Consider the following 24,064-nt stretch of genomic DNA (forward strand, 5'->3'; position numbering starts at 1 on the left):
CGGCCCGGCGCCGGGCTCGCGTGCCCTGCCCGGAACGGGCAACGAATACCTGATGGAAAGAATGACGACATGAGCGACCTCAAGACCGAAGCGCAAGACCTGCAACAGGAAGAAAACGCCCTGATCGCCCTGCGCAAGGAAAAACTTGCCGCAGAACGCGCCAAGGGCCAGGCCTTCCCCAACGACTTCCGCCGTGACAGCTACTGCAACGACCTGCAGAAGCAGTATGTCGACAAGACCAAGGAAGAGCTGGAAGCAGCCGCGATTCCGGTCAAGGTAGCCGGTCGCATCATGCTCAACCGTGGCTCGTTCATGGTGATCCAGGACATGACCGGGCGCATCCAGGTCTACGTCAACCGCAAGACCCTGCCGGAAGAAACCCTGGCCGCGGTGAAAACCTGGGACCTCGGTGACATCATCGCCGCCGAAGGCACCCTGGCCCGTTCCGGCAAGGGCGACCTGTACGTCGAGATGACCAACGTGCGCCTGCTGACCAAGTCGCTGCGCCCGCTGCCGGACAAGCACCACGGCCTGACCGATACCGAGCAGCGCTACCGCCAGCGCTACGTCGACCTGATCGTCAACGAAGACACCCGCGAGACCTTCCGCGTGCGTTCCCTGGTGATCTCGCACATCCGCAGCTTCCTGGCCAAGCGCGACTTCCTCGAAGTCGAAACCCCGATGCTGCAGACCATTCCTGGCGGCGCTGCGGCCAAACCGTTCGAAACCCACCACAACGCCCTGGACATGCCGATGTTCCTGCGTATCGCGCCGGAGCTGTACCTCAAGCGCCTGGTGGTCGGTGGCTTCGAGAAGGTCTTCGAGATCAACCGCAACTTCCGCAACGAAGGCGTCTCGACCCGCCACAACCCTGAATTCACCATGTTGGAGTTCTACCAGGCCTACGCCGACTACACCGACAACATGGACCTCACCGAGGAACTGTTCCGCGAACTGGCCCAGTTGGTCCTCGGCAGCACCGACGTGCCGTACGGCGACAAGGTGTTCCACTTCGGCGAGCCGTTCGTGCGCCTTTCGGTGTTCGACTCGATCCTCAAGTACAACCCTGAGCTGACCGAAGCTGACCTGCTGGACGTCGACAAGGCCCGTGACATCGCCAAAAAGGCCGGTGCCAAGGTTCTTGGTCACGAAGGCCTGGGCAAGCTGCAGGTGATGATTTTCGAGGAGCTGGTGGAGAGCAAGCTGGAGCAGCCGCACTTCATCACCGAGTACCCGTTCGAAGTCTCGCCGCTGGCCCGTCGCAACGATGCCAACCCGAACGTCACCGACCGCTTCGAGCTGTTCATCGGTGGCCGCGAGATCGCCAACGCCTACTCCGAGCTCAACGACGCCGAAGACCAGGCCGAGCGCTTCCTTGCCCAGGTGGCCGAGAAGGACGCCGGTGACGACGAGGCCATGCACTTCGACGCCGACTTCGTCCGCGCCCTGGAATACGGCATGCCGCCGACGGCCGGTGAAGGCATCGGTATCGACCGCCTGGTCATGCTGCTGACCAACTCGCCGTCGATCCGTGATGTGATCCTGTTCCCGCACATGCGTCCACAGGCCTGATCTTCACCAGGCTTGAGGCCCCCATCGCTGGCAAGCCAGCTCCCACAAGGACCGGTGCACACCGTACCTGTGGGAGCTGGCTTGCCAGCGATGAGGCCCTGAAGGACACAATGAATCAGCCGCCCCTGGCGGCTTTTTCATGCCCGAAAATCCCGATTTCGAGGTAACCGCCCGTGACTCCCCCCCAGCCCCAGCAAGGCGCCGCCGGCGTTGCCTCCGCCGTCGCCGAAAGCGTCCAGTACCAGGGCCGCAAGGCCAGCCGCCAGGGCAGCGAGCAGCGCCGCCAGCAGATCCTCGACGCGGCCATGCGCATCGTCGTGCGTGATGGCGTGCGCGGCGTGCGCCACCGCGCCGTGGCCGCCGAGGCCGGCGTGCCGCTGTCGGCCACCACTTACTACTTCGACGATATCCAGGACCTGCTCAGCGACACCTTCGCCCAGTACGTCGAGCGCAGCGCCGCCTACATGGCCAAGCTGTGGGAGAGCACCGAGGTGGTCCTGCGCCAGCTCATGGCCAACGGCGACGACAGCCCGGCCTCCCGCGCCCGCCTGGCCGACGAGGTGGCGAAGATGACCTGCGAGTACGTCCAGCGCCAGTTGCACAACCGCCGCGACTTCCTCATGGCCGAACAGGCCTTCCGCCAGGAGGCCCTGTTGTCCCCTCGTCTGGCCGAGCTGGTGAAGTCCCACGAGCAGATTCTCCTGCGCGGCGCCTGCCAGTTGTTGCAGGTGGTGGGCTCGCGCCAACCGCAGCAGGACGCCATTGTATTGACGGCAATCATCGAGCAGATGGAGTATCAGGGCCTGCTCGACGCCGCAAAACCGCAGGCTGAAGGGCAGATGCTCGCTATTCTTGTCCGTTACCTGCACCTGGTGCTGGCGGCGGAGTGAGTCGCAAGCGCCTCTCAAGGAGATGTCGATGAAAGCCTGGCGTGTGCTGCTGGCCCTGTCTTTCCTGCTGTTGAACGGTTGCCTGGTGACCTTCAACGAGCCGATTCCGGCCAACCAGGCGGCGCCCAAGGCCCTGCTCGGCAACTGGTCGAGCAAGGACGCCTGGGGCGAGCCGCTGACCCTGCAGATCAGCCGTTCCGGCGGCAACGCCTACAAGGCCGTGGCTACCGCCAAGGGCAAGCCACGCCAGGAATACGCGTTCACCGTGTCGCGGCATGGCAACCGCTGGTACCTGTCGGCGGGGGTGCCGAAGAAACTCGGCGGCAATTTCCTGATTGGCGGTTTCGAAGTGATCGACAACAAGGAACTGGTGGTCTACAACCTCGACGTCGAGCAGATCACCCAGGCCCTGGACAAGAAGGAACTCAGCGGCCGCACCGTCGAGGTGCCCGAGGAGAACGGCGAAGGGGTGTTGATCGACAGCCCGCCCGCCCGTGTCCTGGCCTACCTGGACGATCCGGCCAACTCCGACCTGTTCGTCGAAGTGGCGCGTTTCCAGCGGGCCGGAAAGTAAGCACAAGAGGAAGAGCGAGGCATGAGCGTGGACGAGTACCAGCAGACGATTCGCACCCTTTCCGACCGTATCGTCCAGGCGCAGACGCCGATCCGCGTACTGGACGCCGTGAAGTGGGACGACAGCATCCGCCAGGGCTTTCTCAAGGCCAAGGGCAAGGAACCCCCGGCGATCAGCCGCGAGTATTACCAGAACCGGCCGCTGTCCTTCGATGCCGGCGCGCTGAAGCTGGAATTCCAGAATATCGAGCGCGATATCACCCGCCAGCTCGGCCAGTTCAACCCGGTCGGGCAGATCATGCGGCGTATGTGCAAGGAATACCGCATGGTGGTGCGCATGCTCGAAGCGCGTGGCACCGATGATTTCGGACTGATTTCCCAGGAGCTCTACGGCGCGGCGTCCGACGCCTTCCATGCCGGTGATCCGACCCTCTCGGACCTCGGTCTGATGCTCTCCGACTACCTGAACAACATCGACGGGCGCGGCGACCTCAAGGACGAGCCCAAGAGCCTGACCGCCAAGGAGGCCGTGGAGATTCTCCAGGGGCGCCTGAACAAGGTGTTCGGCGAGGCCGAGGGCACCATCCGCGTGTTCGAGTCCGACGGTATCGTCGCCGATGCCGCGGCGGGCGCCGACTACATCAAGATCCGCGCCGATGCAATGTTCAACAGCCGCGATGTGCGGGCCCTGGAGGTCCATGAAGGGCTGGTGCACGTCGGCACCACGCTGAATGGCCTCAACCAGCCGATCTGCACCTTCCTCGCCAAGGGCCCGCCCTCGTCGACGGTGACCCAGGAAGGCCTGGCGATCCTCATGGAGGTGATCGCCTTCGCTTCCTACCCGAGCCGCCTGCGCAAGCTGACCAACCGCACCCGTGCCATCCATATGGTCGAGGAGGGCGCCGACTTCCTGCAGATCTACCAGTTCTTCCGCGACCAGGGCTTCGAGATGGCGGAAAGCTATGGCAATGCCAGCCGGGTGTTCCGCGGTTCGGTGCCGAACGGGCTGCCATTCACCAAAGACTTGTCCTACCTCAAGGGCTTCATCATGGTTTACAACTACATTCAGTTGGCCGTGAGAAAGGGCAAGCTGGAGCAGATTCCCTTGCTGTTCTGCGGCAAGACCACCCTGGAAGACATGCGCACCCTGCGCCAGCTGGTCGACGAAGGGCTGGTGGAGCCGCCCAAGTACCTGCCGGAGCAGTTCCGCGACCTCAATGCCCTGTCGGCGTGGATGTGCTTCTCCAACTTCCTCAATCACCTGAGCCTGGACCGGATTGAAGCCGACTACTCGAACATTCTCTGAGCGCTGGCGCGGGATCCTGCTCCCGTGCCTGTTGCTGCTGGGGTTGTCCGGGTGCAGTTCGTTGCTGTTCTATCCCGAGCCCGGGCAGCCGTTCACCCCTGAGAAGGCGAAGATCGCCTGGCGCGACGTGACCCTGAGCGCCGCTGACGGTACCCGCCTGCATGGCTGGTGGCTGCCGGCCAAGGAAGGCGTGGAGGTCAAGGGCACGGTGCTGCACCTGCACGGCAACGGCGGCAACCTGGCCTGGCACCTGGGCGCCAGTTACTGGCTGCCGGAGCAGGGCTACCAGGTGCTGATGATCGATTACCGCGGGTACGGGCTGTCAGCGGGCAAGCCGACGTTGCCGGAGGTTTACCAGGACATCGGCGCGGCGTTCGACTGGCTGGACAAGGCGCCCGAGGTGCAGGGCAAGCCGCAGGTCCTGCTGGGGCAGAGCCTTGGCGGGGCCATGGCGATCCACTACCTGGCGCAACATCCCGAGCAGGCTTCGCGCTTCAAGGCGCTGGTGTTCGACGGGGTGCCGGCCAGTTATCGCGATGTCGGGCGTTATGCCCTGGGTACTTCGTGGCTGACCTGGCCGTTGCAGGTGCCGCTGTCATGGCTGGTGCCCGATGGTGACAGTGCGATCCGCTCTATCGCCCAACTGAAGAGTCCGCCCAAGCTGTTCTTCCACAGCATCGACGATGCCCTGGTGCCCATGGACAACGGCATCCGCCTGTACCAGGCCGCGCCGCCGCCGCGGGTGCTGCAACTGGTGCGGGGCGGGCATGTGCAGACCTTCGGCGACAAGACCTGGCGCCAGGTCATGCTGCGCTTCCTCGATGACCCCGAACATTTCAACGGCCTGCGGCGTCTGGCCGAAGTCCCCAATTATCCTGACGAGAAGTCGCAATGAGTGAAGAACGCAACGCCATCCCCCTGATCATCACCGGAGTCTGCAGCATCGTCGGTACGGTCTGCGCCCTGTGGTACTACGGCTACCTGCATTTCGCCAAACCGGAGGATGCGCTGCTGCTGTCGGAATTCACCATGCTCAAGACGGTGCCGGGCGAGGACTACAAGCTCTCGATCAACCCGGCACCGCAGATGGCCCAGTGCATCGACGGCGTGCTGGTGCTGTTCGACATGCAGCAGAAGGGCCTGACCGGCGTGCTGGTGGACAGCAAGAAGCAGGCAGTGCGCTGTATGGGGCAGGAGACGCCGCAGGCGGCTCAATAATCGCGTCGCTCGTCATGCGCAAAAAAAATCCCGCCAACCGGCGGGATTTTTCGTCACAGCCTGCAGGTTACTGCGCGCTGCTCATGCTGCTACGCGGTGCCACCGGCTGGTTGTCGTTGGAAATGGTCACTTCCACCCGACGGTTCTGCGCACGACCGGAGTTGCTGGTGTTGTCCGCGACCGGATACTCCTTGCCATAGCCCTGGGCGACGATGCGGGTCGGGTCGACGCCGGCACGTACCAGCGCCATGCGCACCGAGTTGGCGCGGCGCTCGGACAGGGTCTGGTTGTAGTTGGCGCTGCCGACGCTGTCGGTGTAGCCCTCGACGATCACCTTGCGGTCAGGGTTTTCCTGGAGGAACTGCGCCAGCTTGGTGATGTTCGGGAAGGCGCTGCTTTTCAGCTCGGCCTTGTTGAAGTCGAACAGCACGTCACCGAAGGTCACCAGGGTGCCGCGGTCGGTCTGCTTGGCGTTGAGGCTTTCCTGAAGCTTCTTGATCTGCGCGTCGCGGGCATCCAGGCGGGCCTGGGCGCGTTGTGCGGCGGCGTTCTTCAGGTCGGCTTCGGCAGTGCGCAGGGCGATGGTCTGCTTGGCCACCTCGACGCGCTGGTTGGTCAGGTAGGCCAGTTGGTCGACCTTCTTGTCGTCTTCCTTGTCCATGTAGGCCTTGTCGGCCTTGTTCAGCCAGTCCTGGGCGTCCTTGGTTTCAAGGGCGGCGACCTTGCTCGATTGCGGGTCGCTTTGCAGGGCGGAGAAGTTGGTCCGGGCCGATTCCAGGTTCGGGTTCGGCTGGTGGGCGCAGGCGACCAGGCCCATGCTGACGGCCAGGAGGGCGGGAATCATCACGTGGTTACGCATAGTGTTCGTCCTTTGATCGATTTCGAATGCACGGAGCGCGGCGGCGCTTACTGCTGCGGCTGCATCGGGTCAGCGGCACGCATGCCTTCCTCACGTACGTCCTGGACGCCCTGGCGGGCATCCTGCACGGCTTTCTGGGCTTTCATGGCCTGCGCCTTGCGCTCGGCGACGCGGGCATCCCACTCGGCCTGTTCGGCGAGGATCTTGGCTTCGTCATACTTCTTGTCGTGCATGGCGATTTCGGCTTGCTTGAACTTGTCCTGCGCGGCCTTCATCTCGACGGCGGCGTATTCGGTGCCACCGGCACTGACCGCCGAGTTCACCGCCGACTGGGTCACGGCGTACTGCTCGGTAGGTGGCTTGCCAGCACAACCGGCCAGAACCAGGCTGCTGCCCAGGGCCAGGGCGGCCAGCTTGATCCCGCGCAGTTGGAACGGGGATTTTTCGATGCGGGTCTTCATGGTGGTCAACTCCATTGGAACACTCCTGATGAACATCCGTAACAGTCCATCGACACGCCTCTCCGGGCGGGCCGGGAGGTATTTTTGCCGTAGTGGCTAATGGGTGGGAGTCGAACGATTTTTGAAAAGTTCACAAAAAGTGCCGCTTGATGGGCGACTTTTTCTGACTGATTGGTCAGTGGGATAGGACGGGAACTTTTGCGGGGATGGAGCGGTATTCACCGGTCTTGCGGCCGCTGGAGACCCCTGTGGGAGCTGGCTTGCCAGCGATGAGGCCAGATCGGGCAACCTCATTGCTCATGCCGGCCAAATCGCTGGCAAGCCAGCTCCCACAGGGTGGCCAGTGTGTCAGTGATATCAGTGGGTCGAACCATCCTTGCCACTGCTCAACGCATGCAGATGCCGCCGCGAAAGCGCCAGAAACCGCGGCGTCGGCCCGACATCCTCATACAGCGGATCCCCTTCCTCATCGGTAGCGATCACCTGCCGCCCCTGGATATACGGGAAACTCGCCTCCAGCTCTTCCAGCGCCGCGCCCAGCAGCTCGCCAAGCAGTTCCTCCGGGGTGCGTTTCGGGTACATCTCGGCCAGCGCCGCCAGGCGCGCCGAGGCTTCCACGTCCAGGTGCAGGACATGACCGGTCGGGCTCAGGCGGCCTGTGGCGTTCTGTTCCCAGCTCTGCGCAAGTTCGCGAATCTTCATGATGCCCTCCGTAAAACCATTGGGACTGGTTAAAGCGTAGCCAGTTCGCTTGAGCCTGCGCCTTGAAAGCACGACCGGTAGTGGGGCACTCTGCAAGAAAGGCAGTTTTTCCAGGGTGGAGAAGGTTGATGACCGATATCGATGCACGTTTGCGGGAAGATGTTCATCTGTTGGGCGAGCTGTTGGGCAATACCGTGCGCGAACAGCACGGCGAGGCATTCCTGCAGAAGATCGAGGCGATCCGCCATAGCGCCAAGGCTGATCGCAGCGGCGGTGAGGAACAGCTCAGCTCGACCCTCGCCGACCTCGCCGACGACGAACTGCTGCCGGTAGCCCGGGCCTTCAACCAGTTCCTCAACCTGGCCAATATCGCCGAGCAGTACCAGCTGATCCGCCGTCGCGACGCCGACCAGCCCGAGCCCTTCGAGGCCCAGGTGCTCCCCGAACTGCTGGCCCGCCTCAAGGCTGCCGGTCACAGCGACGACGCCCTGGCCCGCCAGCTCGGCAAGCTGAATATCGAACTGGTGCTGACCGCCCACCCCACCGAGGTGGCGCGGCGCACCCTGATCCAGAAATACGACGCCATCGCCGCGCAACTGGCTGCCCAGGACCACCGCGACCTGACCCCCGCCGAGCGCGAGCAGGTTCGCGAGCGCCTGCAACGGCTGATCGCCGAGGCTTGGCACACCGAGGAAATCCGTCGCACCCGGCCAACTCCGGTGGACGAGGCCAAGTGGGGCTTCGCGGTGATCGAGCATTCCCTCTGGCACGCCATCCCCAGCCATATGCGCAAGGCCGACCAGGCCCTGCACGCGGCCACGGGCCTGCACCTGCCGCTGGAGGCGGCGCCGATACGTTTCGCCTCGTGGATGGGCGGTGACCGTGACGGCAACCCCAATGTCACCGCCGCCGTCACCCGCGAAGTGCTGTTGCTGGCACGCTGGATGGCGGCCGACCTGTTCCTGCGTGATGTGCACTCCCTCGCCGCCGAACTGTCGATGCAGGAGGCCAGTCCGGCCCTGCGCGCCAAGGTCGGCGACTGCGCCGAACCTTACCGCGCCGTACTCAAGCCGCTGCGCGAGCGCCTGCGGGAAACCCGGGCCTGGGCCCAGTCGGCGCTGACTACGGCGCAAGCCCCGGGTCCGCTGGTGCTGCAGGACAACCGCGAACTCTTCGAACCGCTACACCTGTGCTTCGAGTCCTTGCATGAGTGCGGCATGGGCGTGATCGCCGACGGGCCGCTACTCGACTCCCTGCGCCGCGCCGTGACCTTCGGCCTGTTCCTGGTGCGCCTCGACGTGCGCCAGGACTCGGGGCGGCATGCCGCCGCGCTCAGCGAAATCACCGAGTACCTCGGCCTGGGCAGCTACACCGAGTGGAACGAGGAAGCGCGCATCGACTTCCTCCAGCGCGAACTGGCCAGCCGTCGCCCGCTGTTGCCGCCGCACTACAAGCCCCAGGCCGATACCGCCGAAGTGCTTGCCACCTGCCGCGAGATCGCCGCGGCTCCGGCGGCATCCCTGGGTTCCTATGTCATCTCCATGGCCGGCGCCGCCTCCGATGTGCTGGCGGTGCAGCTGCTGCTCAAGGAAGCCGGCCTGCAACGGCCGATGCGCGTGGTGCCGCTGTTCGAGACCCTGGCCGACCTGGATAACGCCGGGCCGGTGATGCAGCGCCTGCTGTCGCTGCCGGGTTATCGCAGTGGCTTGCACGGCCCGCAGGAAGTGATGATCGGCTATTCCGACTCGGCCAAGGACGCTGGCACCACGGCCGCCGCCTGGGCCCAGTATCGGGCCCAGGAAACCCTGGTGCAGATCTGCCGCGAGCAGGAAGTCGAGCTGCTGCTGTTCCACGGTCGCGGTGGCACCGTCGGCCGTGGCGGCGCGCCGGCCCACGCGGCGATCCTGTCGCAGCCGCCGGGCTCGGTGGCCGGGCGTTTCCGCGCTACCGAACAGGGCGAGATGATCCGCTTCAAGTTCGGCCTGCCGGATATCGCCGAGCAGAACCTCAACCTGTATCTGGCGGCCGTGCTGGAAGCCACCTTGCTGCCGCCGCCACCGCCGCAACCGGCCTGGCGCGAGGTGATGGACCAGTTGGCCGCCGACGGGGTGCAGACCTATCGCGGCGTGGTGCGGGAAAACCCGGATTTCGTCGAGTACTTCCGCCAGTCCACGCCAGAGCAGGAACTGGGCCGCCTGCCGTTGGGCAGCCGCCCGGCCAAGCGCCGCGCCGGGGGTATCGAAAGCCTGCGCGCCATCCCGTGGATCTTCGGCTGGACCCAGACCCGCCTGATGCTGCCGGCCTGGCTCGGCTGGGAAGCCGCCCTGAACAATGCCCTGGCCCGCGGGCAAGGTCCGCTGCTGGCGCAGATGCGCGAGGAGTGGCCGTTCTTCCGCACCCGCATCGATATGCTGGAGATGGTCCTGGCCAAGGCCGATGCGGAAATCGCCGCGTCCTACGACGAACGTCTGGTGCAACCAGAACTGCGACCTTTGGGTGAACAATTGCGCGACCTATTGTCGCAGGCGTGCCAGGTGGTGCTCGGCCTGACCGGGCAACCGGTGCTACTGGCGCACAGCCCGGCGACCCTGGAGTTCATCCGCCTGCGCAACACCTACCTGGACCCGCTGCACCTGCTCCAGGCCGAGCTGCTGGCCCGCTCCCGGGAGCGCGAAGCCGCTCTGGACAGCCCGTTGGAGCAAGCCCTGCTGGTGACCGTGGCGGGTATCGCGGCGGGGTTGCGCAACACCGGCTGACGTTCGGATGAGTGTCTGCGGGATGTCGGAATGCATCCCGCAGTTTGTAAGAAATGACCCTGTAAAGAGCGGGTTGCGCTGGTCGCAACCTGTATACACCGTGGCGTCCTGTCGCAGGTTTTTCCGACTTTCGACCGCTTGTATGGTCCCCATGCGCTGTGTATCTTGGGCAGCCTTTTGACCGATTTATGGTCATCGCCCGATTTCCTGCGATTCGCCAATCTCGCGAATCCATTGATTTGCTTATAAAAAATGAGGAGCACAAGATGCGCGTAATTCTGCTGGGAGCTCCCGGGGCCGGTAAAGGTACTCAGGCAAAGTTCATCACCGAGAAATTCGGTATTCCGCAGATCTCCACCGGCGACATGTTGCGTGCCGCAGTGAAGGCCGGCACTCCGCTGGGCCTGGAAGCCAAGGCCGTGATGGACGCTGGCAAGCTGGTCTCCGACGACCTGATCATTAATCTGGTCAAGGACCGTATCGCCCAGCCTGACTGCGCCAACGGTTTCCTGTTCGACGGTTTCCCGCGCACCATCCCTCAAGCTGAAGCCATGGTCGCCGCCGGCGTTGCCCTGGATGCCGTGCTCGAGATCGCTGTCGAAGACGAGGAAATCGTCCAGCGTATCGCCGGTCGCCGTGTTCACCTGGACTCCGGCCGCGTTTACCACATCGTCTACAACCCGCCGAAGGTTGAAGGCAAGGATGATGTCACCGGCGAGGACCTGATCCAGCGCCCTGACGACAACGAGGAAACCGTGCGCGGCCGCCTGAAGGTCTATCACGAGCAGACCAAGCCGCTGGTGGACTTCTACCAGAAGCTGGAAGCGACCAACGGCAAGCCGAAGGTCAGCCACATTCCGGGTGTCGGTTCGGTCGAATCCATCACCGCCAAGGTGCTGGCAGCCCTGAGCTGATCCCTTTTGTTGTATCGCCAACGGCCCGCTCTTGCGGGCCGTTGTCGTTTATACTGCCGCTCTTTTTTTCTTGCCTGGAACACCCCGATGACCACCTTGCTGGCCCTGGATACCGCCACTGAAGCCTGCTCCGTCGCCTTGCTGCACGATGGCAAGATCACGAGCCACTACGAGGTGATTCCACGCCTGCACGCGCAAAAACTCCTGCCGATGATCCAGACCCTGCTGGCCGAGGCCGGCGTGGCGCTGTCGGCGGTGGAGGCGATTGCCTTCGGTCGCGGTCCGGGCGCGTTCACCGGTGTGCGCATCGCCATCGGCGTGGTCCAGGGCCTGGCCTTTGCCCTGGAGCGCCCGGTGTTGCCGATCTCTAACCTGGCGGTGCTGGCCCAGCGCGCGCTGCGTGAGCACGGTGTTACCCAGGTGGCATCGGCCATCGATGCGCGCATGGACGAAGTCTATTGGGGCTGCTATCAAGAAGTAGCAGGGGAGATGCAATTGCAGGGCGCCGAGGCGGTACTGCCGCCCGAGCAGGTTGCGCTTCCCGACGGCGCGGCTGGCTCATGGTTCGGTGCTGGTACAGGCTGGGGTTATAGCGAGCGCCTGGCGGTAAAGGTCGAAGGTCAGGACGAGAACATGCTGCCTCACGCGCTGGACCTGCTGACCCTGGCGAAATTCGCCTGGGACCGCGGCGAAAGCGTGCCGGCCGAGCAGGCCCAGCCGGTCTACCTGCGCGACAAGGTGGCGACGCCGAAGAAGGCATGATGACCTTCGGTCGGTTATCGCCATTCGCCGTAAACCAAAATGTGTATATGTGGTCCAGTTATCAGTAGGGCATTTGCAAGGGATCTCAGGTGCCGCTAAATTGCCATCATCACCCCTGAGTCTTTGTTGCCATGCGTATCGACGGCTTTTCCTCATCGAGTTACCCGCTCAAGCGCCCCCAGCGCAAAGGGCCGGTGCGCGTTGAAGAATCGGAAGACGATATCGTTGGCGAGGTCGAGGCGCAGCCTGCCAGCAGCAATGCCCAGCGCGCCACGCCCAACCTGCCGGCCCGTCCGCAGGACATGATCTTTCCCCGCGCCCGTGACCGGCGCACCGCTGGCGCCCTGGCCAGCTACCTGACCACCGCAGGTTTCGTGGATTGGGAGATGGAAGTGCTGGGGCTGGATCTGTACATTTGAGCCAATGAGCTCAGCATCCCTGCCTTATTTCCTCGGTTGTCCCTCCTGGAGCGAAAACGCCTGGCGCGACTACCTGTATCCCTCCGACGCGAAAAGCACCGATTTCCTCGGCCTGTACTGCCAGGTGTTCAATGCGGTCGAGGGCAATACCACCTTCTATGCCCGCCCGGCACCGGCCACCATTGAGCGCTGGGCCCAGGTCATGCCCGCGCATTTCCGCTTTACCGCCAAGTTTCCCGGCGATATCAGCCATAGCGGCGATCTGTACGCCCAGCTCGAAGCGGCGCGGACCTTCGTGCAGTTGCTCAAGCCGCTGGGTGAGCGGGTTTCGCCGTACTGGCTGCAACTGCCGGCGATGTTCGGCCCGGCGCGGCTGGGCGAGCTGATGCACTTTATCGACGAGCTTGGCGTGCCGGTGGCGGTCGAGGTGCGCAATGACGCCTTCTTCGCCAAGGGCGAGGAGGAGCGTCAGCTCAACCGCCTGCTGAACGAGCGCGGCATCGAGCGCATCTGCCTCGATCCGCGGGCGCTGTTCAGTTGCACGTCCCGCGATCCGAGCGTGCTGCATGCCCAGTCGAAAAAGCCGCGGGTGCCACCACGGCCTACGGCGTTCAGCCAGCAACCGCAGGTGCGCTTTATCGGCCACCCTGAGCTGGAGGCCAACGAGCCGTTCCTGGTGCAGTGGCTGGACAAGGTCGCGGCCTGGATCGAGGAAGGACGCAGCCCTTATGTTTTCCTGCATACCGCTGACAACCGCCTGGCGGCGGCTTTGGCCCAGCGTTTCCATCATGGCTTGATGGAACGCCTGCCCGGGCTGGCGCCTTTGCATGAACCCGACCGGGGGCCGCAGGTCGAACAACTCGGACTGCTTTGATTTCCCCTCGTCTGCCTGGGAGTTCCACCATGGATGTGCAAACCCTGCGTGCCGAAGCCTTCAAGGCGCTGCACGAACGCCCCGGAACCTTCGTCATTCCCAACCCCTGGGATGCCGGTTCGGCCAAGCTGCTGGCCAGCCTTGGCTTCGAGGCCCTGGCCACCAGCAGCGCCGGGCTGGCCTTCGCTCTCGGGCGGCCGGATGCGGAAGGTGCGGTGAGTCGCGACGAAACCCTGGCCAATGCCCAGTCCATCGTCGATGCCACGGCCCTGCCGGTGGCGGCGGACCTGGAGAACGGCTACAGCGAGGAGCCCAGCGGTTGCGCCGAAACCATCCTGCAGGCGGCGAAGATCGGTCTGGTGGGCGGCTCCATCGAGGATGCGACCGGGCGCGAGGACGAGCCGATCTACAACTTCCACCGCGCGGTGGAGCGGGTCGAGGCTGCCGTCGCGGCTGCCCGCAGCCTGGATTTCCCTTTCATGCTCTGTGCCCGTGCGGAAAACCTGCTGCACGGGCGCAATGACCTGGACGACACCATCGCCCGCCTGCAAGCCTTCGCCGAGGCGGGAGCCGATGTGCTCTACGCGCCCGGCTTGCGGACTGCCGAAGACATCCAGCGGGTGGTCAAGGCGGTGGCGCCGAAGCCGGTCAATGTGCTGATGGGGCTGGCAGGTGTGGATTTGAGTTTCGAAGACCTCAAGGCGCTGGGCGTGAAGCGCATCAGTGTCGGCTCGTCCCTGGCCCGGGTCGCCTATGGCGCCTTCTTCGAGGCGGCGACACGGATGCGCGGGGAAGGGCGCTTCGACCATGGCGACAAGGCCATGACCTTCGCCCAGCTCAACGACCTGTTCCGCCGCTGAGGTGACGATGCGCTACGGTGGACTGGTGCTGATAGCGGTGCTGGCCGGCGTGGCGCTGTTCGGCTGGCGACAGGGCTGGCGTCTGCCGGATCAGTGGAATCCCTGGGCGCCGCTGGATGTGCGTCAGCCACCCAATTTCCTCACGTCGTGGAAACTCGGTCGTCTGCGTGACGACCCGCAGTTGTGTGCCGAGGTCCTGGCGACGTCTGGCCTGCGTTACAGCCGGCAGGCAGATACCACCAGCGGCAACTGCCCGCTGACCAATGTGGTCCGCGTCCAGGGCGCAGAAGTGAGGCTGAGCAGCAGCTTTCTCGCCACCTGCCCGGTTGCGGTGGCCTTTGCCCTGTTCGAGCGCCATGGCCTGCAACCGGCGGCGCAGCGGGTGTTCGGGCAGCCGGTGGCGCAGGTCGATCATCTCGGCAGTTATGCCTGTCGCAATGTCTACAACCGCGCCGAGGGTCGTCTCAGTCAGCACGCCACGGCCAATGCCCTGGATATCGCTGGCTTTCGCCTGAAGGACGGCCAGCGTATCGAACTGCAAAAGGACTGGAGCGGGGACGGGCCGAAGGCGCGGTTCTTGCGCGAAACGCGGGATGCTGCCTGCGAGAGTTTCAATACGGTGCTGGGGCCGGACTACAACGCCGCCCATCACAATCACTTTCACCTGGATATGGGGCGCTGGCGGGTCTGTCGTTAGGCGGCGATGCGTACGTTGTTCAGGACGACCGGGCGGGCCCACTGGATATCGAAGTCCAGGTCGTGCTGCTGCTTGGCCAGGGTGGCGTCGTCGAACGGCTCGGCTGCCGGGTCGAGCAGCTTGCGCTCCAGTTCGGCGATCGGCAGGTGCAGCGGGTAAGGCGACGGCGCCGGGCCGGGCTCGGGGTGCGGATGGCCCTGGCTCATGACCACCGGGCGCACCCAGTTGTTGCTGATATCCAGTTGGCGTTGTTGCTCGATCAGTTCGGCGGCGCTGAAGGGTGGGGCGGGTTTGTCCAGCAGGTCCAGCTCGAACTCGGCGATCGGCAGGAACAGCGGCTCAGGCGGGGCGATCTCGGTATCGGTGACGTTGCACAGGCGCTGGCTCTGGATCTGTGCCAGGGTCTGGCTGCCGGTGATCGGCTCGCCGGTCTCGACATCCGTTTCTTCAACCGGCAGCGGCTCGCGCACCACGCCTTCTTCCTGCTGCGCGGCCAGGGCGCGGGCGAAGAAGTCCGACCACAGGTGGCTGACGCCGCCCAGGGCCTGGGTGTTGTGGCGGCTGTAGTCACCGACGGGTGACAGGTAGCCTGAGGGAAGTTGAAGAATCTCTGACATGGTTGTCGAAGAGCTCTGGCAAAATGGCGCGATACTGTGTGTATCGGCCGCTGGTGCCGATCTTTAACTTTTTTTGAGCAGGAAGGTGAGCGTGGAGCAGCAGGTCGAAGGCGGGATCCGGGTCGAGGCACTGGACGCCGGATATCAGGCGCAGGCCGAGCAATGGGCCGCGCGCCTGGGCTTGCCGCTGGTCGATGCCGAGGCTGCGTTTGCCGTGCAGATTGGCGTGGATGGCTTGCAGATCCAGCAGCTCGGGCCACAGGCGCCGGGGCCGGTGCGGGTGGACTTTCTTGAAGGCGGTGCGGCCCATCGGCGGCTGTATGGCGGCGGGGCCGGGCAGATGATCGCCAAGGCGGTGGGCATTGCCCAGGGCGTGCGGCCGCATGTGCTGGATGCCACGGCCGGGCTGGGCAAGGACGCATTCGTGCTGGCGACCCTGGGTTGCCGGATGCAGCTGATCGAGCGCCAGCCGCTGGTGGCGGCGTTGCTGGAGGATGGTCTGGCGCGGGCGGCCAAGGACGACGAGGTGGGGGCGATCGTGGCGCGCATGGAACTGCTGCATGGCAACTCTATCGAGCGCATGCGTAACTGGGAGGGCGAGCCGCCGCAGGTGATCTATCTCGACCCTATGTTCCCGCACCGCGACAAGAGCGCGTTGGTGAAGAAGGAAATGCGCGTGTTCCGGCCGCTGGTCGGGGATGACCTGGATGCGCCGGCGTTGCTCGAAGCGGCTTTGGCGCTGGCGACCCACCGGGTGGTAGTCAAGCGCCCGCGCAAGGCGCCGATCATCGAGGGGGCGAAGCCGAGTCATAGCCTGGAGGGGAAATCCAGCCGGTATGACATCTACCCGAAGAAAGCGCTCAAGCCCTGACTTGATTCGATCTGACAGACACCAAAAAAACTGTGGGAGCTGGCTTGCCAGCGATGAGGCCGGCACTGACAAAGATGTTGTCAGATCGGGCCCAATCGCTGGCAAGCCAGCTCCCACAGGGGTTTGTGGTGTCCGGACTAGACGCGATAAGCCCGTAGAAACAGCTCCACCACTTCTCGCACATGCGCCTCGGCCTCTTCAGCCTCCAAAGGCCCGGCACACCCCAGCAGCAACCTGAAGTTCGCCCCGCCCTTGAGCAGGCAGAAAAAATGCTCGGCCGCCGTAGACGGATTTGCAATCCGCAGCATGCCGCGCTCATCAGCCAGCTTCAGCAATACTTCGGTTTCCCGCAGCACCCGCGCCGGCCCCGCTTCGAAAAACATCTGCCCGAGCTGCGGATCCTGCGGACCCTGGGCAATGATCAGACGATGCAGCTTCACCGAATGATCGCTGTTGATCAGCACCTGGAACCCCCGGCCGATCTTCATCAGCACCTGTTCCAGCGGCACGCCTTCGGGCAACTCGAAGATCAGCCCCGGCAACTGCGCCTGGCAGGTGGCGATGATCGCCTCGGTAAACAGGTTTTCCTTGTCGTTGAAGTGGCTGTAGACCGTCAGTTTCGACACACCTGCCGCTGTCGCGACCGCATCCATGCTGGTGCTGGCATAACCATTGGTGAGAAACAGTTCCTTGGCGGCTTCGAGGATGGCCTGGCGCTTGGCCAGATCCTTGGGCCGTCCTGGGCCGTTGGATACGGTGGGATCTTGGGACATGGGTCACTTTTGCAGGGTTTGAAGCGGGAGATAGTACATCGCGGGCGAGGCGGGGTCAGGTCAGGTTGTCGAATTGCCGTAATCGCGACGGCCCGAAGGCTGTCGAACCGTCGCGATTGGCGGTTACACCACCACGTCCAGCGTTGCCGCCGAAACCTTCAGCAAGGCACGGGTGATCTGCATCTGCAGGATGGCGTCGTTGACCCGCTCCTGTTGTTCAGTGCTGGCATGCTCGGCGATTTCATGGGCGATGTTCATGGCGCTGTCGAGGTGCTGCTGCGCCAGATGGATGGATTTTTCGTGGGAGATCCCGGCGCGGACGCACAGGACGGGAGGTGGATCGGGGACGAGTTTTTTCATGGTTGTATCTCTATGGCCGTTGATCGGGATTTGCCTTGTCCGCTGTCAAACGGAGGGTGGCAACTGTGCGCGGGTTGACAGACCAGGGGCCATAGAAAGCCTGGCGCACCCGAAGGTGCCCACACGCACAGCCGCCATAGCAACCGAGCGTAATGACCCCAAGAGCCTGTCAAAGCCCTGTCGTTGATTTTTCAACGACCGACGGAGACTAGGTGTGATTTTTGGGGAACGCAACGACTGATAGGGCTGGTGAGTATGCTTGGGAAATTGCCTACAAGAAAGTCGGAAATCGGTGAAGTTTCGTAGCTATATGCAACAGAATTCGTGTGGGAGCGAGCTTGCTCGCGAAGGGGCGCGGAGCGGCCCTGAAACCAACCACTTCAACGTGTCAGGAAGTCCGAGGGCGCAGGTTTTGCGACGGTTCGGCAAACCGACAAGCTACGCTTCTGACTGCGACAACTTCATTAGCCAAGGAGGCAATTGTGCGTGGGTTGACAGACCGGGTCATAGGCATCCCGGCGCACATAAAGTGCCCGCACGCACAATTGCCATTACCTGCGCCACTGCCTACTTGAACCGAGCGGCCATGTCTTCAAGGCTCACCGTTTTCTCTTCGTCCAAGGTGGACAGGCGATCGATGGCGAGACGTTCGGCGCGAAGGTCTTCGAGCTCATCCTGCAATGCCTGCCAGGACTGCACTCCAACTAGGACAGCGGCGGGCTCGTTGTCCTTGAAGATCACCAAATGAGAGTGCTTCCCGCTGGTAACTTCCTTCAATTTCGCGCTGAAGCTTCGAACCATCGCGGTAGCAGACACCGCCTGCTCAGCCCGGTCAAGAAGTGCACTCATGGCATTTGCCTCAATACGTTTACAGAGGGTGGTCGCGCTGAATGCACGATGCATGGCGTGGAGTATATGCAATGTAATACGTAAAACAATGCGCATCTGTTGATCTATTCAAGGCCAAAAATCCACCTTCCCCACTGCAATCCACTGATTTAATATACCCGCCAGTATAAATATTCGAAGCACCCCCTTCGCGAAAGGTCATTACCCATGTTGCGTCATGCCTTGCCCCTCGCTCTGCCCGCCGTTCTGGTCGCGCTGTTGTCCGCTTGCGGGCAGGAAGCCGCGGCGCCAACCGTTATTCGCCCCGCCATGGTGGTGCAGCCGCAGCCGGCTTCGGCTGCGGTGGACAGCTACCCCGGCGAGGTGCGCGCGCGCTTCGAGCCGGAGTTGGCGTTTCGCATCGGCGGCAAGGTGAGCAAGCGCCTGGTGGAGGAGGGGCAGCGGGTCAAGGCCGACCAGCCACTGGCCGAACTGGACCCGCAGGACGTGCGCCTGCAACTGGAAGCGACCCGCGCCCAGGTCGCCGCCGCCGAGGCCAACCTGAGCCTGGTGCAGGCCGAGCGTGATCGTTACCAGAAGCTGCTTGACCGGCAGATGGTCAGCCATTCCCAGTACGACAACGCGGAAAACCTCTATCGCGCCGGACTTGCCCGGCTCAAGCAGGTGCGCGCCGAGTTCGACGTGGCCGGCAACCAGGCCGGCTATTCGGTACTGCGCGCCTCCCAGGACGGCGTGGTGTCCAAGCGCCAGGTGGAAGTCGGCCAGGTGGTCGCCGCCGGCCAGACCGTGTTCACCCTCGCCGCCGACGGCGAACGTGAGGTGCTGATCAGCCTGCCGGAGCAGAACTTCGGCCGCTTCAGCGTGGGCCAGTCGGTCACAGTGGAGCTGTGGTCGCAGCCCGGCCAGCGTTTCGATGGCCGTATCCGCGAGCTGTCGCCGGCCGCCGACCCGCGTTCGCGCACCTTCGCCGCACGCATCGCCTTCAACACCGGCAAGCTGCCCGCCGAGCTGGGCCAGAGCGCCCGGGTCTTCATCCAGCATGCCGAACAGATTCCCCTGGCCGTGCCGCTCTCGGCCGTCAGCGCGGAGAACGGCCAGGCCTACGTCTGGCGCGTCGATGCCAACAGCACCCTGCAGCGCGTGCCGGTGCGGGTCGGAGCCTACGGACAGGACAGCGTGCCGGTGCTCGAAGGCCTCAGCGCCAGCGACTGGGTGGTCGCCGCCGGTGGCCATGTGCTGCACGAGGGACAACAGATACGGCCGGTGGACCGGTCCAATCGCACGGTAGACCTGGCGGCCAAGGAGTAAGTCCCCATGGGTTTCAACCTTTCCGCCTGGGCCCTGCGCAACCGGCAGATCGTGCTGTTCCTGATGATCCTGCTGGCACTGGTCGGGGCACTGTCCTACACCAAGCTCGGCCAGAGCGAAGATCCGCCCTTTACCTTCAAGGCCATGGTCATCCGGACCCTGTGGCCCGGCGCCAGCGCCGAGGAAGTCTCGCGCCAGGTCACCGAACGCATCGAAAAGAAGCTGATGGAGACCGGCGAGTACGAAAAGATCGTCTCGTTCTCGCGTCCCGGTGAGTCCCAGGTCACCTTCATGGCCCGGGATTCCATGCATTCGGCGGATATCCCCGAGCTGTGGTACCAGATCCGCAAGAAGGTCGCGGATATCCGCCACACCCTGCCGCCGGGGATCCAGGGGCCGTTCTTCAACGATGAATTCGGCACCACGTTCGGCAATATCTATGCGCTGACCGGCAAGGGCTTCGACTACGCCGTGCTCAAGGACTACGCCGACCGCGTGCAGATCCAGTTGCAACGGGTCAAGGACGTGGGCAAGGTCGAACTGCTCGGGCTGCAGGACGAGAAGATCTGGATCGAGCTGTCCAACACCAAGCTGTCCACCCTGGGCCTGCCGCTGGCGGCCGTGCAGCAGGCGCTGGAAGAGCAGAACGCGGTAAGCACCGCCGGCTTCTTCGAGACCCCGGCCGAGCGCCTGCAACTGCGGGTCAGCGGGCGTTTCGACAGCGTCGAGCAGATCGAGCAGTTTCCGATCCGCGTCGGTGAACGCACCTTCCGCATCGGCGATGTGGCCCAGGTCCATCGCGGCTTCAACGACCCGCCCGCGCCGCGCATGCGCTTCATGGGCGAGGACGCGATCGGCCTTGCGGTCTCGATGAAGGCCGGCGGCGATATCCTGGTGTTGGGCAAGGCCCTGGAGGCCGAGTTCGCGCGGATCTCCAGCAACCTGCCGGCAGGCATGGAACTGCGCAAGGTGTCCGACCAGCCGGCAGCGGTGAAGACCGGCGTCGGCGAGTTCGTCCGGGTACTGGTCGAAGCCCTGGCCATCGTGTTGCTGGTGAGTTTCTTCTCCCTCGGCATGCGCACCGGCCTGGTGGTCGCCCTGGCGATTCCGCTGGTGCTGGCGATGACCTTCGCCACCATGTACTACCTCGGCATCGGCCTGCACAAGATCTCCCTCGGCGCCCTGGTGCTGGCGCTCGGCCTGCTGGTGGACGACGCGATCATTGCCGTGGAGATGATGGCGATCAAGATGGAGCAGGGCTTCGACCGGCTCAAGGCGGCCAGCTACGCCTGGACCAGCACGGCCTTCCCGATGCTCACCGGCACCCTGATCACCGCGGCGGGCTTCCTGCCCATCGCCACCGCCCAGTCCGGCACCGGCGAATACACCCGCTCGATCTTCCAGGTGGTGACCATTGCCCTGCTGGCCTCGTGGGTAGCGGCGGTGGTGTTCGTGCCGTATCTCGGCGAGCGCCTGCTGCCGGACCTGGCCAAGCTGCATGCGAAAAAGCACGGCACCACCAATGGCGAGACCGACCCCTACGGCACGCCGTTCTACCAGCGCGTGCGCCGGGTGGTGAGCTGGTGCGTGACCCGGCGCAAGACGGTGATCGTGCTGACGGTCGCGTTGTTCGTCGGAAGCGTGATGAGCTTCCGCTTCGTCGAGCAGCAGTTCTTCCCGGCGTCCGGGCGCCTGGAACTGATGGTCGACCTCAAGCTGGCCGAAGGCGCGTCCCTGAGCAACACCGCCGAGCAGGTCAAGCGCCTGGAGGACATGCTCAAGCAGCGTGAAGGCATCGACAACTACGTGGCCTATGTCGGCACCGGTTCGCCGCGTTTCTACCTGCCGCTGGACCAGCAGTTGCCGGCCGCCAGCTTCGCGCAGTTCGTGGTGCTGGCGAAGACCATTGAAGACCGCGAAGTGCTGCGAACCTGGCTGATCGAGACCCTCAACGAGCAGTTCCCCGACCTGCGCTCCCGCGTGACTCGCCTGGAAAACGGTCCGCCCGTGGGTTACCCGGTGCAGTTCCGCGTGACCGGCGAGCACATCGAGGAAGTTCGCGCCCTGGCGCGCAAGGTGGCGGCCAAGGTGCGCGAGAATCCGCATGTGGCCAACGTCCATCTGGACTGGGAAGAACCGAGCAAGGTGGTCTACCTGAACATCGACCAGGACCGTGCCCGGGCCCTTGGCGTCAGCACTGCCGCCCTGTCGCGCTTCCTGCAGAGTTCGCTGACCGGTAGCAGCGTCAGCCAGTACCGCGAGGACAACGAACTGATCGAGATCCTGCTGCGCGGCACCCAGGAGGAGCGTACCGAACTGGCTCATCTGTCGAGCCTGTCGGTGCCCACCGACAACGGCCGCAGCGTGGCCCTGTCGCAGGTGGCGACCCTGGAGTATGGCTTCGAGGAAGGCATCATCTGGCACCGCAACCGCCTGCCGACCGTGACCGTGCGTGCTGATATCTACGGCAAGGACCAGCCGGCGACCCTGGTCAAGCAGATCCTGCCGACCCTCGATCCGGTGCGTGCGGAACTGCCGGACGGTTATCTGCTGGACGTCGGCGGCACCGTGGAAGACTCGACCCGCGGGCAGAACTCGGTGAATGCCGGGGTGCCGCTGTTCATCGTGGTGGTGCTGACCCTGCTGATGCTGCAACTGCGCAGCTTCTCGCGCATGGCGATGGTGTTCCTCACCGCGCCGCTGGGGCTGATCGGCGTGGTGCTGTTCCTGATGGTGTTCCGCCAGCCGTTCGGCTTCGTGGCCATGCTCGGGACCATTGCCCTGTCGGGGATGATCATGCGCAACTCGGTGATCCTGGTGGACCAGATCGAGCAGGACATCGCGGCAGGACTGGGGCGTTGGCAGGCGATCATCGAGGCGACGGTGCGGCGTTTCCGGCCGATCGTGCTGACTGCGCTTGCGGCGGTGCTGGCGATGATCCCGTTGTCGCGCAGTGTGTTCTTCGGGCCGATGGCGGTGGCGATCATGGGTGGGTTGATCGTGGCGACGGCGTTGACCTTGCTGTTCCTGCCGGCGTTGTATGCGGCGTGGTTCAGGGTCAAGAGAGAGGAGTGAAAACGACGCGGACCTTGTGGGAGCTGGCTTGCCAGCGATAGGGCCCTATCTGGCAACATTTTTGTGAGTGCCGGCCTCATCGCTGGCAAGCCAGCTCCCACAGGGTTTTGTGTTCAGCCTTTATTCGAGGGCAGGTTACAGGGCCCCGAAGACCTTCTTGGCCAGGCTGGTCGCCGCTGCCGCCGGGTTCTCGCGGATGCTGGCTTCCTGCTTGCCGATCATCTCGAACAGGCCGTTGAGCGCCTGCTCGGTCACGTAACCCTCGAGATTCGAGCTGTTGGCATCGACCAGGCCAAAGGTCGCGGCCTGGCTGGCGAACTGGTTGTACTTCTGCGCCACGCCAACCTTGTCGGTCGCGTTTTTCACGATCGGCAGGAATTTCTCACGGATCTGCTCGCGGCTGGTCTTGCTCAGGTACTGGGTCGCGGAATCCTTGCCGCCGCTGAGAATGCCCTTGGCGTCATCCACGGTCATCTTCTTCACGGCTTCCAGCAAAATCGCCTGGGCCTGCGGCACGGCGGCTTCAGCCGCCTTGTTCATGCTGGTCTCCAGTTCGTCGACCTGGGCGCCCATGCCGAACTGCTTCATCTTCTTCGCCGCCTTGCCGAGCTTGCCCGGCAATTCGATGCGCACATCCGGGTTGTTGCTGAAGCCGCCCGGGGTGCCGAGCTGCTTGACGGCAATCTGCGCGCCCTGGCTCAGGGCATCCTTAAGGCCGCCGGAAGCATCTTTCTGCGACAGGTCGCTGAGGGACAGGGCAAACGCGCTGGCAGACAGCAGCAGGCCGGCACACAGGCCGGTCAGGGTGAGGGTACGGCGAATCATGACGACATCCTTATGGAAAAAGCAGGGAAAACGAGGGATCAGCGGACCGCATCGACCTTGATCCGCAGCGGCTGTGCATCGCTGCCGTCGAGCATGACGCTGTGCTGCTCGGTATTAATGAACAGCAGCTTGCCATCCAGTTCGATGCGCGCGCTCACCGCGTAGCGGTGGCCGGGCTTGAGCTGGGCCTTGTCGTAGGACAGGTGGAACGGCAGCGGCACCTGGCCCTTGACCGGGCCATTCTGGCTGGCGAGGGTCACGGCGGGGGCGTCGGCCAGGGAAATGTCCTGCAAGGCAACATTCAGGGTCGCCGTCGGCGGCAGGGCAATGCGTTGCAGGTAGAACACTTCGCCCTCCAGCGAGGCCTTGTCGGCAGGGGTGTGGCTGGAGCAGGCCGCGATCAGCGAGGCGCAGCACAGCATAAAGAGTTTTTTCATGGGGTCTCCGGTCCTTGATACCGGCTTGTGGCCGATATCGAGGACTTTAGCGGATTTTTCGGTAGCCGACTTCCCGCACTGCTGGG

25 protein-coding genes are annotated in these 24,064 nt (G+C 64.0%); 16 read left to right on the top strand and 9 right to left on the bottom strand.

Annotated features, from left to right (window positions below):
- Window positions 1–69 precede the first annotated feature (69 nt).
- From lysS to AC2CQI_RS26620, 6 genes are all read left to right on the top strand, one after another.
- Window positions 70–1,572: a lysine--tRNA ligase gene (gene lysS / locus AC2CQI_RS26595; protein WP_075806260.1), complete on the top strand. Its 1,503-nt coding sequence runs from the start codon at window positions 70–72 to the stop codon at window positions 1,570–1,572.
- A gap of 173 nt (window positions 1,573–1,745) precedes the next feature.
- Window positions 1,746–2,462: a TetR/AcrR family transcriptional regulator gene (locus tag AC2CQI_RS26600; RefSeq protein WP_484578381.1), complete on the top strand. Its 717-nt coding sequence runs from the start codon at window positions 1,746–1,748 to the stop codon at window positions 2,460–2,462.
- Between the two features lie 28 nt (window positions 2,463–2,490).
- A complete protein-coding gene (locus AC2CQI_RS26605) occupies window positions 2,491–3,036 on the top strand; it encodes a hypothetical protein (protein ID WP_484578382.1) in 546 nt (181 codons plus the stop codon).
- 21 nt (window positions 3,037–3,057) lie between these two features.
- Window positions 3,058–4,341 carry a flavohemoglobin expression-modulating QEGLA motif protein gene (locus tag AC2CQI_RS26610; protein ID WP_484578383.1) on the top strand — a complete coding sequence of 428 codons (1,284 nt, stop codon included), beginning with the start codon at window positions 3,058–3,060 and terminating at the stop codon, window positions 4,339–4,341.
- A complete protein-coding gene (locus tag AC2CQI_RS26615; protein WP_484578384.1) occupies window positions 4,313–5,236 on the top strand; it encodes an alpha/beta hydrolase in 924 nt (307 codons plus the stop codon). The genes AC2CQI_RS26610 and AC2CQI_RS26615 overlap by 29 nt, the downstream gene beginning before the upstream one ends.
- Window positions 5,233–5,559 carry a PA3694 family proteiin gene (locus AC2CQI_RS26620; protein ID WP_075806256.1) on the top strand — a complete coding sequence of 109 codons (327 nt, stop codon included), beginning with the start codon at window positions 5,233–5,235 and terminating at the stop codon, window positions 5,557–5,559. Before AC2CQI_RS26615 ends, AC2CQI_RS26620 begins: the two co-directional genes overlap by 4 nt.
- Window positions 5,560–5,626: 67 nt before the next feature.
- Here AC2CQI_RS26620 and lptF read toward each other — a convergent pair whose 3' ends face one another.
- The 3 genes from lptF to AC2CQI_RS26635 all read right to left on the bottom strand — a co-directional run bounded on the left by lptF (window position 5,627) and on the right by AC2CQI_RS26635 (window position 7,581).
- The gene (lptF, locus tag AC2CQI_RS26625) at window positions 5,627–6,418 is read right to left on the bottom strand and encodes a lipotoxin F family OmpA-related lipoprotein LptF (RefSeq protein WP_075806254.1); all 792 of its coding nucleotides are present in this window, start codon (window positions 6,416–6,418) and stop codon (window positions 5,627–5,629) included.
- A gap of 47 nt (window positions 6,419–6,465) precedes the next feature.
- The gene (locus tag AC2CQI_RS26630; protein ID WP_075806253.1) at window positions 6,466–6,894 is read right to left on the bottom strand and encodes a DUF4398 domain-containing protein; all 429 of its coding nucleotides are present in this window, start codon (window positions 6,892–6,894) and stop codon (window positions 6,466–6,468) included.
- Window positions 6,895–7,236: 342 nt separating this feature from the next.
- Window positions 7,237–7,581 carry a pilin assembly protein gene (locus AC2CQI_RS26635; protein ID WP_075806252.1) on the bottom strand — a complete coding sequence of 115 codons (345 nt, stop codon included), beginning with the start codon at window positions 7,579–7,581 and terminating at the stop codon, window positions 7,237–7,239.
- A 128-nt stretch (window positions 7,582–7,709) separates the two neighbouring features.
- On the opposite strand from AC2CQI_RS26635, the gene ppc reads away from it, so the two are divergent.
- The 7 genes from ppc (at window position 7,710) to AC2CQI_RS26670 (ending at window position 14,863) form a co-directional block, all read left to right on the top strand.
- Window positions 7,710–10,337 carry a phosphoenolpyruvate carboxylase gene (ppc, locus tag AC2CQI_RS26640; protein ID WP_484578385.1) on the top strand — a complete coding sequence of 876 codons (2,628 nt, stop codon included), beginning with the start codon at window positions 7,710–7,712 and terminating at the stop codon, window positions 10,335–10,337.
- 266 nt (window positions 10,338–10,603) lie between these two features.
- Entirely contained in the window at window positions 10,604–11,251 is a 648-nt protein-coding gene (gene adk / locus AC2CQI_RS26645) for an adenylate kinase (RefSeq protein WP_484578386.1), read from the top strand.
- Between the two features lie 87 nt (window positions 11,252–11,338).
- A complete protein-coding gene (gene tsaB / locus AC2CQI_RS26650) occupies window positions 11,339–12,013 on the top strand; it encodes a tRNA (adenosine(37)-N6)-threonylcarbamoyltransferase complex dimerization subunit type 1 TsaB (RefSeq protein ID WP_484578387.1) in 675 nt (224 codons plus the stop codon).
- A 131-nt stretch (window positions 12,014–12,144) separates the two neighbouring features.
- Window positions 12,145–12,432: a hypothetical protein gene (locus AC2CQI_RS26655; RefSeq protein WP_075806248.1), complete on the top strand. Its 288-nt coding sequence runs from the start codon at window positions 12,145–12,147 to the stop codon at window positions 12,430–12,432.
- Window positions 12,433–12,436: 4 nt separating this feature from the next.
- Entirely contained in the window at window positions 12,437–13,306 is an 870-nt protein-coding gene (locus tag AC2CQI_RS26660) for a DUF72 domain-containing protein (RefSeq protein WP_484578388.1), read from the top strand.
- A gap of 29 nt (window positions 13,307–13,335) precedes the next feature.
- On the top strand, window positions 13,336–14,166 hold the full coding sequence (locus tag AC2CQI_RS26665) for an isocitrate lyase/PEP mutase family protein (RefSeq protein ID WP_075806246.1): 831 nt from the start codon (window positions 13,336–13,338) through the stop codon (window positions 14,164–14,166).
- A gap of 7 nt (window positions 14,167–14,173) precedes the next feature.
- Window positions 14,174–14,863, top strand: a complete 690-nt coding sequence (locus tag AC2CQI_RS26670; RefSeq protein ID WP_075806245.1) for an extensin-like domain-containing protein — start codon at window positions 14,174–14,176, stop codon at window positions 14,861–14,863.
- Here the strand turns inward: AC2CQI_RS26670 and AC2CQI_RS26675 are convergent.
- On the bottom strand, window positions 14,860–15,480 hold the full coding sequence (locus AC2CQI_RS26675) for an energy transducer TonB (protein WP_484578389.1): 621 nt from the start codon (window positions 15,478–15,480) through the stop codon (window positions 14,860–14,862). The two genes, AC2CQI_RS26670 and AC2CQI_RS26675, sit on opposite strands and share 4 nt — an antisense overlap.
- A gap of 91 nt (window positions 15,481–15,571) precedes the next feature.
- Here AC2CQI_RS26675 and AC2CQI_RS26680 point away from each other — a divergent pair, with 91 nt between their 5' ends.
- Window positions 15,572–16,351, top strand: coding sequence for a class I SAM-dependent methyltransferase (locus AC2CQI_RS26680; protein ID WP_484578390.1), 780 nt, complete (start codon window positions 15,572–15,574; stop codon window positions 16,349–16,351).
- Between the two features lie 137 nt (window positions 16,352–16,488).
- Here the strand turns inward: AC2CQI_RS26680 and AC2CQI_RS26685 are convergent, their stop codons facing one another.
- The 3 genes from AC2CQI_RS26685 to AC2CQI_RS26695 form a co-directional block, all read right to left on the bottom strand.
- Window positions 16,489–17,124 (bottom strand): TetR/AcrR family transcriptional regulator, encoded by a 636-nt coding sequence (locus AC2CQI_RS26685; protein WP_484578391.1) that lies wholly within the window; start codon window positions 17,122–17,124, stop codon window positions 16,489–16,491.
- A gap of 123 nt (window positions 17,125–17,247) precedes the next feature.
- On the bottom strand, window positions 17,248–17,484 hold the full coding sequence (locus AC2CQI_RS26690) for a hypothetical protein (protein WP_075806241.1): 237 nt from the start codon (window positions 17,482–17,484) through the stop codon (window positions 17,248–17,250).
- 567 nt (window positions 17,485–18,051) lie between these two features.
- On the bottom strand, window positions 18,052–18,429 hold the full coding sequence (locus AC2CQI_RS26695; protein ID WP_484578392.1) for a type II toxin-antitoxin system Phd/YefM family antitoxin: 378 nt from the start codon (window positions 18,427–18,429) through the stop codon (window positions 18,052–18,054).
- 111 nt (window positions 18,430–18,540) lie between these two features.
- Between AC2CQI_RS26695 and AC2CQI_RS26700 the strand changes: the two genes are divergently transcribed.
- Together AC2CQI_RS26700 and AC2CQI_RS26705 are read left to right on the top strand one after the other, a co-directional pair.
- Window positions 18,541–19,641 carry an efflux RND transporter periplasmic adaptor subunit gene (locus AC2CQI_RS26700; RefSeq protein WP_484578393.1) on the top strand — a complete coding sequence of 367 codons (1,101 nt, stop codon included), beginning with the start codon at window positions 18,541–18,543 and terminating at the stop codon, window positions 19,639–19,641.
- Window positions 19,642–19,647: 6 nt separating this feature from the next.
- Complete coding sequence (locus AC2CQI_RS26705; RefSeq protein ID WP_484578394.1) at window positions 19,648–22,716, top strand: efflux RND transporter permease subunit; 3,069 nt, start codon at window positions 19,648–19,650, stop codon at window positions 22,714–22,716.
- Between the two features lie 135 nt (window positions 22,717–22,851).
- Here AC2CQI_RS26705 and AC2CQI_RS26710 read toward each other — a convergent pair whose 3' ends face one another.
- Window positions 22,852–23,541 carry a DUF4197 domain-containing protein gene (locus AC2CQI_RS26710; RefSeq protein ID WP_075806237.1) on the bottom strand — a complete coding sequence of 230 codons (690 nt, stop codon included), beginning with the start codon at window positions 23,539–23,541 and terminating at the stop codon, window positions 22,852–22,854.
- Between the two features lie 38 nt (window positions 23,542–23,579).
- The gene (locus AC2CQI_RS26715) at window positions 23,580–23,978 is read right to left on the bottom strand and encodes a YbaY family lipoprotein (protein WP_484578395.1); all 399 of its coding nucleotides are present in this window, start codon (window positions 23,976–23,978) and stop codon (window positions 23,580–23,582) included.
- Window positions 23,979–24,064 lie beyond the last annotated feature (86 nt).

It is taken from the genome of Pseudomonas sp. P2S-1 (genome assembly GCF_057197725.1).

Excerpts from the sequence above, each read along its gene's own strand:
- AC2CQI_RS26610 (WP_484578383.1), top strand. The coding sequence starts at position 3,058 with ATGAGCGTGGACGAGTACCAGCAGACGATTCGCACCCTTTCCGACCGT.
- AC2CQI_RS26715 (WP_484578395.1), bottom strand. The coding sequence starts at position 23,978 with ATGAAAAAACTCTTTATGCTGTGCTGCGCCTCGCTGATCGCGGCCTGC.
- tsaB (WP_484578387.1), top strand. The coding sequence starts at position 11,339 with ATGACCACCTTGCTGGCCCTGGATACCGCCACTGAAGCCTGCTCCGTC.
- AC2CQI_RS26655 (WP_075806248.1), top strand. The coding sequence starts at position 12,145 with ATGCGTATCGACGGCTTTTCCTCATCGAGTTACCCGCTCAAGCGCCCC.
- AC2CQI_RS26700 (WP_484578393.1), top strand. The coding sequence starts at position 18,541 with ATGTTGCGTCATGCCTTGCCCCTCGCTCTGCCCGCCGTTCTGGTCGCG.
- adk (WP_484578386.1), top strand. The coding sequence starts at position 10,604 with ATGCGCGTAATTCTGCTGGGAGCTCCCGGGGCCGGTAAAGGTACTCAG.
- AC2CQI_RS26605 (WP_484578382.1), top strand. The coding sequence starts at position 2,491 with ATGAAAGCCTGGCGTGTGCTGCTGGCCCTGTCTTTCCTGCTGTTGAAC.
- lysS (WP_075806260.1), top strand. The coding sequence starts at position 70 with ATGAGCGACCTCAAGACCGAAGCGCAAGACCTGCAACAGGAAGAAAAC.
- AC2CQI_RS26690 (WP_075806241.1), bottom strand. The coding sequence starts at position 17,484 with ATGAAAAAACTCGTCCCCGATCCACCTCCCGTCCTGTGCGTCCGCGCC.
- AC2CQI_RS26705 (WP_484578394.1), top strand. The coding sequence starts at position 19,648 with ATGGGTTTCAACCTTTCCGCCTGGGCCCTGCGCAACCGGCAGATCGTG.
- AC2CQI_RS26660 (WP_484578388.1), top strand. The coding sequence starts at position 12,437 with ATGAGCTCAGCATCCCTGCCTTATTTCCTCGGTTGTCCCTCCTGGAGC.
- AC2CQI_RS26630 (WP_075806253.1), bottom strand. The coding sequence starts at position 6,894 with ATGGAGTTGACCACCATGAAGACCCGCATCGAAAAATCCCCGTTCCAA.
- AC2CQI_RS26620 (WP_075806256.1), top strand. The coding sequence starts at position 5,233 with ATGAGTGAAGAACGCAACGCCATCCCCCTGATCATCACCGGAGTCTGC.
- AC2CQI_RS26635 (WP_075806252.1), bottom strand. The coding sequence starts at position 7,581 with ATGAAGATTCGCGAACTTGCGCAGAGCTGGGAACAGAACGCCACAGGC.
- ppc (WP_484578385.1), top strand. The coding sequence starts at position 7,710 with ATGACCGATATCGATGCACGTTTGCGGGAAGATGTTCATCTGTTGGGC.
- AC2CQI_RS26695 (WP_484578392.1), bottom strand. The coding sequence starts at position 18,429 with ATGCGCATTGTTTTACGTATTACATTGCATATACTCCACGCCATGCAT.
- AC2CQI_RS26710 (WP_075806237.1), bottom strand. The coding sequence starts at position 23,541 with ATGATTCGCCGTACCCTCACCCTGACCGGCCTGTGTGCCGGCCTGCTG.
- lptF (WP_075806254.1), bottom strand. The coding sequence starts at position 6,418 with ATGCGTAACCACGTGATGATTCCCGCCCTCCTGGCCGTCAGCATGGGC.
- AC2CQI_RS26675 (WP_484578389.1), bottom strand. The coding sequence starts at position 15,480 with ATGTCAGAGATTCTTCAACTTCCCTCAGGCTACCTGTCACCCGTCGGT.
- AC2CQI_RS26685 (WP_484578391.1), bottom strand. The coding sequence starts at position 17,124 with ATGTCCCAAGATCCCACCGTATCCAACGGCCCAGGACGGCCCAAGGAT.
- AC2CQI_RS26670 (WP_075806245.1), top strand. The coding sequence starts at position 14,174 with ATGCGCTACGGTGGACTGGTGCTGATAGCGGTGCTGGCCGGCGTGGCG.
- AC2CQI_RS26665 (WP_075806246.1), top strand. The coding sequence starts at position 13,336 with ATGGATGTGCAAACCCTGCGTGCCGAAGCCTTCAAGGCGCTGCACGAA.